Source organism: Pseudoflavonifractor sp. 524-17, assembly GCF_009935845.1.
Lineage (GTDB): Bacteria > Bacillota > Clostridia > Oscillospirales > Oscillospiraceae > Pseudoflavonifractor_A.
On record NZ_QWEK01000111.1, the window covers coordinates 1 to 2,132 of the forward strand.

At 50.3% G+C, this 2,132-nt stretch carries 2 protein-coding genes and 1 pseudogene; 2 read left to right on the forward strand and 1 reads right to left on the reverse strand.

Annotation, left to right across the window (positions count from 1 at the left end):
- Together D1159_RS18715 and D1159_RS19315 are read left to right on the forward strand one after the other, a co-directional pair.
- A pseudogene (locus tag D1159_RS18715) lies at positions 1-869 on the forward strand (type IV secretory system conjugative DNA transfer family protein); the annotation flags it as partial.
- A 93-nt stretch (positions 870-962) separates the two neighbouring features.
- Positions 963-1,103: a hypothetical protein gene (locus tag D1159_RS19315; protein WP_202621169.1), complete on the forward strand. Its 141-nt coding sequence runs from the start codon at positions 963-965 to the stop codon at positions 1,101-1,103.
- Positions 1,104-1,118: 15 nt separating this feature from the next.
- Here D1159_RS19315 and D1159_RS18720 read toward each other — a convergent pair whose 3' ends face one another.
- Positions 1,119-1,466: a hypothetical protein gene (locus D1159_RS18720; protein WP_016317915.1), complete on the reverse strand. Its 348-nt coding sequence runs from the start codon at positions 1,464-1,466 to the stop codon at positions 1,119-1,121.
- Between the last annotated feature and the right edge of the window lie 666 nt (positions 1,467-2,132).

Below are 2,132 nucleotides of genomic sequence, written 5' to 3' on the forward strand. Positions count from 1 at the left end.
GGCGGCTGGCGGCGGGGGCGGACGCCTCCCAAAAGATGCTCCACTTCATGGACAGCCTGGCGGCGGCGTTCGCCAACGGCCTGCCCAGCTTCCACCCCTTTGACCTGTGTATCGGTGTAGCGGGCGCGGTGCTGGTACGGCTGGCGGTGTACCTGAAAGGCAAGAACGCCAAGAAATACCGCCACGGCATGGAGTACGGCAGCGCACGATTTGGAAACGCCAAGGACATAGCGCCCTACATCGACCCCGTATTTGAGAACAACATCCTGCTCACGCAGACCGAACGGCTGACGATGAACGGCAGGCCCAAAGACCCCAAGACCGCCCGGAACAAGAATGTGCTGGTGATTGGCGGTTCCGGCAGCGGCAAGACAAGGTTTTTCGTCAAACCGTCGCTTATGCAAATGCACAGCAGCTATGTTGTCACAGACCCGAAAGGAAGTCTCTTGATCGAGGTGGGACAGCTCCTAAAACGGGGCGGATATAGGATAAAAGTCCTGAATACCATCAATTTTTCCAAGTCCATGCGGTATAACCCGTTCGCCTATCTGCACAGCGAAAAGGACATCTTAAAGCTGGTAAACACCATCATCGCCAACACCAAGGGCGACGGGGAGAAATCCGCCGAGGATTTTTGGGTGAAGTCAGAACGGCTTTTCTATACCGCCCTGATCGGTTTCATCTGGTACGAGGCCCCGGAGAACGAGAAGAATTTCACCACCCTGCTTGAAATGATAAATGCCAGTGAAGCCAGAGAGGACGACGCCGAATTTCAAAGCCCCGTGGATGAAATGTTCGCCCGGCTTGCGGAAAAGGAGCCGGAGCATTTCGCCGTCCGGCAATATCAAAAGTTTCTGCTTTCCGCTGGTGATATATGCTCTAAGCGACTTGTTAATTCACTGATTTTTCGGTGATATGCGAGGACAGCTTAAAGCATATTTCATTTTGAGGAGGTCTGTGCTATGGCAAAAACCAAGATTGCGCTGCTGTACGAGAGGTTGAGCCGCGACGACGAATTAAGCGGGGAGAGTTTTTCAATCCAGAATCAAGAGAACATTTGTCAAGGGGGATTTCATCATAAAGATGAAATCCCCCTTGAATAAAATGGAAGCGGTATATTAGACGACATTCTCACCTAGGATTATTTTGGGCATTGTAGTTAAACAACGATTCCAACGCTTATAAAATTTCTCGATACCAAGCTTAGATACTCTTGCATGGACCTCTTCGTTTTCCAATACCCAATATAGCACATATGTTACTTTACCAATATTTCTTGTAAGGCGAATAGGTAATTCGCCCTCTTTAACTGCACTAAAATCTTTTTGTCGGTGAGTACGCTTTATGTAATGCACATCAATAACACCATCTTGTTCCAAATAAAATTCAGACACTTCTTTCATCAGTTCTTCAATTTCATCTATCTTAGTTAATTTCGCTTCATATATACATATCTCATTAAACATATCTCCCCTCCTCAAATTCTGAGTTTATGAAATTGATACGAGCAAAGTATACCACAATTGCAAGCGCCGTTCAACTCTCAATTATCGGCACTGATAGTAGCGGCAAGCAATGCGCCGGTATATACCCGGCGCAGCTTGTTGGGGGTCGACGGCCCCCAAACTCCCGGTGCATCGGCGCAGCCCCGCCCGATGCACAAGCCGCCGTTGGCGTCTGCTGGCCTGTCCATACTGGGCAGGGAGGGGACGCCCGGCGGGCCGCCCCTCGGAGAGCGCGCGACTGCCGCAGGCAGTACCACCACCCGCTTGCGGGTGGTGGGTAAGTGCGCTCTTCGAGAGGGTCGGCAAAGAGAACGGAGCGCCCAGGTCATCCCCAGACGCTCCCGCTTCGGTCCTCTTCTGCTGGTCAATCACCGCCCCTCCAGCCTGCGTCATTTTGCCACAAACGAACCTCAGTCAATGTAATGTAGTGGTCTGGTGAAACCACCCTTTATACATTACATCTCAAAAGAAGATTTTGGAGAAGTATTGCCGCGACCACGGCTATACCGCCATCCGGCACTACGACGAGGACGACGGTTATTCGGGGACAAATTTTGTTGAGGTAAGATAACGATACCTTTTTTGCAGAGGGTGTTATCTTACCTCTTTTTGATGTATGTTAGATAG